We start from the raw sequence: 4,719 nt of genomic DNA, 5'->3' as shown, positions 1-4,719 counted from the left end.
ACGTTTCGCGGTCTGCGGATCGACCACCAGGGTGCCCGCAGCCAGACGCGCTGGGGCAGCCGTGATGCGGCAATCTTCGCGTTTGCGGTTGTGGATGATGAACGGCGTGGCGTCATCGCCCGGCGTGCCGACGGCCAGCACCAGCGCTTCGCTGTCACGCACCGCGCGGATCTTGCTGGTTTCGCATTCGATGGCCGGGCCGGCGTCGAAGATGTCGACGTAACCCTGGTAGCTGAAGCCTTCGCTCTTGAGCATCGCCAGTGCCGGCTCGGTGTCCGGGTGCACCTGGCCGATGACGTTGCGCGCGTCCGGCGAGAGGAAGCAGGTGTACAGCGGGAATTTCGGCATCAGTTCGGCGATGAATGCCTTGTTGCCGACGCCGGTCAGGTAATCGGCCTGGCTGAATTCCATCTTGAAGAAGTGCCGACCGAGGCTTTCCCAGAACGGCGAGCGCCCGGCGTCGTCGGACACACCGCGCATTTCGGCGATGATCTTGTTGCCGAACAGCTCCGGGAACTCAGCGATGAACAGCATGCGCGCCTTGGACAGCATCCGGCCGTTGAGGCCGTTGCGGTAATCGGCGTGCAGGAACAGCGAGCACAGCTCGGAATTGCCGGTCAGGTCGTTGGCCAGAAACAGCGTCGGGATTTCGCGGTAGATGTTCAGCTCTTGCGAAGCGCTGACCGTCAGACCGACGCGGAAGTTGTACCAGGGCTCACGCAGGCCGACCGCACCGGCGATGGCGGAAATCCCCACCACACGGCCGTCATCGTCTTCGAGCACGAACAGATAGTCGGCATCGCCACGCCCGGCTTCGCCGCGAAAGGTCTTCTCGGCCCAGCCGACCCGGTGGGTCAGGCGCTCTTCGTTGGCCGGCAAGGTAGTCAGGCCGGTGCCGGTGCTACGGGCCAGGTCGATCAGCGCGGATAAATCGCTGCTGCGTACGGGACGAACAATCATGCTATCTCCTCAAACGGGCCGCTCGCGCCACCCGTGAAACTCGCTAAGGCGTTAAACCGCCACCAGGCGCACGCTGGCACCTTCACCGACGCCCAGGGCTTCGGCTGCTTCCATATCCAGCGTCACCGGTTTGCCCGGCGCGTAATCCAGCTCCAGCAACACCGCGCGGTAATCCTGCAACTGTGCGTTGGCCACCAGATACTGACGCCCGGCGCCTTTGACCGGCTCGCCGATCTTCACCGGCACCACGCGGCTCTGGGCGATCGAACGGATCCCGGAAACCCGTGCATGCAGGGTCGGGCCACCGTCAAAGATGTCGATGTAGTGATCGGTCTCGAAGCCTTCGCGCATCAGGATGTCGAAAGTGATCTGCGCACGCGGGTGCACCTGGCCCATCGCCTCTTGGGCGGAATCCGGCAGCAGCGGCACGTAGATCGGGTAATGCGGCATCAGCTCGGCGAGGAAGGTGCGGCTTTTCAACCCGCACAGGCGCTCGGCCTCGGCGTAGTTGAGGTCGAAGAAATTACGCCCGATCGCATCCCAGAACGGCGAATCGCCATTCTCGTCGCTGTAACCGACGATCTCGGTCACCACCGAGTCGGCAAAACGCTCCGGGTGGCTGGCGACGAACAGCAGACGGCCACGGGAATTGAGCTCGGCCCACGGCGATCCGACCAGCTCGCGCTGCACGTAGAAACTGGTCAGCAGGCTGTTGCCGGTCAGGTCGTGGCACTGCGAGAGCACGTGGATCTTGTTGTGGATCTTCAGCTCGCGGGAGGCGTGGACGAAAGTCTCGTTGCGGAAGCTGTAGAACGGCTCCGAATAACCGGCGGAAGCGACGATGGCCGAGCAGCCGACCAGTTTGCCGGTAGTGGAATCTTCAAGAACGAAGAAGTAGCTCTCTTCACCGTTGAAGCTCACTTCGGCGGCGAACGAGGCTTCGCTCGCGGCAATCTTGTCGCTCAGACGTTCCACGTCATCCGGCAAGGAAGTGACACCAATCGGGCTGTCCGCAGCCAGACGCTGTACCTCGCCCAGATCAGCCATTTGCGCGGGGCGCATCACCAGCATGGTGTCACTCCTTTCTCTTCAATATTCACAGAAAAAACCGGGCCCACATAAAGATCGATGCAGGAATGGGACTTGTGGCGAGGGGATTTATCCCCGCTGGGGGGCGAAGCACCCCCAAAAATCTGGGGCCGCTGCGCAGCCCATCGGGGATAAATCCCCTCACCACAGGTTCAATCCAACAGGTGAATGTGCCCGGTATCAAAAATTGGTTCGGCGCCGGAAAAACTCCAGGCGCCGAAAGGTCCATCAGGCTTGCGTCAACTTCGCCGCAGCACGTTCGAAGCGGTCGAGACCGGCGTCGATATCGGCGTCTTCCACCACCAGGCTCGGGGCGAAACGGATCACGTCCGGGCCAGCCTGGAGAATCATCAGGCCTTCCTGCTCAGCGGCGTTGAAGATGTCCTTGGCCTTGCCTTTCCACGCTTCGCTGAGCACGCAGCCGATCAGCAGACCGAGACCACGCACCTGAGTGAACAGGCCGTATTTCTCGCCGATCTGTTGCAGGCGGGTCTTGAACTTGTCGTGCTTGGCGTTCACGCCGTTCAACACTTCAGGGGTGTTGACCACGTCGATCACCGCTTCGGCGACGGCGCAGGCCAGCGGGTTGCCGCCGTAAGTGGTGCCGTGGGTGCCGACAACCAGATGTTTGGCCAGCGCTTCGGTGGTCATCATCGCCGCGATCGGGAAACCACCGCCCAGGCTCTTGGCGCTGGTAAGGATGTCGGGGGTCACGCCGTAATGCTGGTAGGCGAACAGCTTGCCGCTGCGGCCCATGCCGGTCTGCACTTCGTCGAACACCAGCAGGGCGTTGTTCGCGTCGCACAGTTCGCGGGCACCTTGCAGGTAAGCCAGCTCGGCCGGCAGTACGCCGCCCTCGCCCTGGATCGGCTCGAGCACGACCGCGCAGGTCTTCTCGGACACCGCGGCCTTCAGTGCGGCCAGATCGTTGTAGGGAACGTGGGTGATGCCAGTGATTTTCGGGCCGAAACCGTCGGAGTACTTCGACTGGCCACCGACGTTGACGGTGAACAGGGTACGGCCGTGGAAGCTGTTCAGCGCGGCGATGATTTCGTATTTCTCGGTGCCGAAACGGTCGAATGCGACGCGACGGGCCAGCTTGAATGCGGCCTCGTTGGCTTCGGCGCCGGAGTTGCAGAAGAACACGCGCTCGGCGAACGTGGCGTCGATCAGCTTGTGCGCCAGGCGCAGGGCCGGTTCGTTGGTGAACACGTTGGACACGTGCCACAGCTTGTTCGCCTGTTCGGTCAACGCACCGACCAGCGCCGGATGCGCGTGGCCCAGAACGTTGACGGCAATCCCGCCAGCGAAGTCGATCAGCTCGCGGCCGGCCTGATCCCAGACCCGGGAACCGGCGCCACGCACCGGAATGAAAGCGGCAGGCGCGTAGTTGGGAACCATTACCTGGTCGAAATCGGCGCGTTGTACCGCAGCGTGCTCAACGGACATCGGAGTCTCCTGAAGAGGAACACCCGCCTGGAACTGGCGAGCGATGAGGGGATTGTAAGGACAGTTGGGTGCCCGGCCTTGTCGCCAAGCGACAACTTCTTATAGCGCAAACCCCGGATTTTCCCGGGTTTACGGCAATGCGACATATAGCGTCGCAAAGGCGCAGTTTACCGGGCGCGGCCGATTTGCGGCAGGCCGCGCAGGATACCAAGTCAGCCCCCACGGCAGAGACATAAATATCTACCGCACGGGGGGCGCTTGCTGCTGATTTGCTGAGGGTTCTTCCCAACGCCAAGGAATGGCCATGCATTTGTCTGAAGCACCCCCATCGGCAAGCCCGGATGACGCAACTGACGCGCACCATGCGGACGAGCATTATCAACCACTGAAAAACGCGATTCCCGCCTGGCTGGGCGACACCTCAGCCACTCGGCGAGAAGCATTGAAAAGCAGCCTCCCGCAACAGCCGGCCGCGCTCAAGAACGCGCCAGCCGAACAGCACGCGCTGATGAAAAGCCTTGGGGCGGCGCATATCAGCGCCCAGAGCCGGGTCGATAAAAGCCTGGAGCACTTGCAGGACGCTGCGGCCTTCGCCGAGCCCCTGCTCAAGGCCGAGCTGAAAAGCTGCTTCGATCTGGAACTGGATGTCAGAAACACCTACGTGCGCCTGTACATTCCCGCCACCACCCCGTGGTTTCCGATCCGCACCGGCGCCCGCGCCTGGTCCGTGTCACTGCTCGAGGCTGCGCTGCATAACTTCGAAGACAGGGAAACCGAAGACAACGCCTTCGAAGCCGAGTCGACATTCACCAGCGCCCCCTCGGCCACAGGGCAGTTTGAAACCCTGCCAGAGATCAAGGCGAAACTGAGCATTTCCGCTTTCACCAAACTGTGCCGTCGACTGGATATCGGCGCCCAATACAAAGCCAGTCTGGAAGACAATCTGGGCTATTCCGATCCGATGGTCGCTTCGGTCTTGCGCGGCAAAATCGACGCCAGCCAGAAGGCCGCGATGAAGTCTGCCCTGCAATGGGCGCGGATGAACCGCGATGTCTCGGAAAACGCGTTACGCACGATCGAGGCCATGCTCGACGGCGTGAAAGGCCTGCATGTGCATGGCGCCCCGCTGCTGTGTCATGACATGACGATGCTTTGCGCACCGCTGACCGGCATCGTGGTATTCGCCCCGGACCTGTACATGACGCGCAATGCCGCGCGCGT

The 4,719-nt window shown here is 62.2% G+C and carries 4 protein-coding genes; 1 reads left to right on the top strand and 3 read right to left on the bottom strand.

What is annotated here, in order from left to right; all coding sequences use genetic code 11:
- From astA to OQK_RS17885, 3 genes are all read right to left on the bottom strand, one after another.
- Positions 1–960, bottom strand: a 960-nt coding sequence (gene astA, locus OQK_RS17895; RefSeq protein WP_016773588.1) for an arginine N-succinyltransferase, incomplete at its 3' end; no start/stop codon positions are given.
- A 51-nt stretch (positions 961–1,011) separates the two neighbouring features.
- Positions 1,012–2,031: an arginine/ornithine succinyltransferase subunit alpha gene (gene aruF, locus OQK_RS17890; RefSeq protein ID WP_016773587.1), complete on the bottom strand. Its 1,020-nt coding sequence runs from the start codon at positions 2,029–2,031 to the stop codon at positions 1,012–1,014.
- A gap of 246 nt (positions 2,032–2,277) precedes the next feature.
- Positions 2,278–3,498 (bottom strand): aspartate aminotransferase family protein, encoded by a 1,221-nt coding sequence (locus tag OQK_RS17885; protein WP_016773586.1) that lies wholly within the window; start codon positions 3,496–3,498, stop codon positions 2,278–2,280.
- Between the two features lie 304 nt (positions 3,499–3,802).
- Between OQK_RS17885 and OQK_RS30480 the strand changes: the two genes are divergently transcribed.
- A partial coding sequence (locus tag OQK_RS30480; RefSeq protein WP_038861054.1) for a dermonecrotic toxin domain-containing protein occupies positions 3,803–4,719 on the top strand: 917 nt, incomplete at its 3' end.

It is taken from the genome of Pseudomonas sp. R62, assembly GCF_000257605.1.
Taxonomy (GTDB): Bacteria; Pseudomonadota; Gammaproteobacteria; order Pseudomonadales; family Pseudomonadaceae; genus Aquipseudomonas; species Aquipseudomonas atacamensis.
The sequence above is the reverse complement of the archived record's forward strand: the minus strand, read 5'-3'. Positions and strand labels throughout refer to the sequence as shown.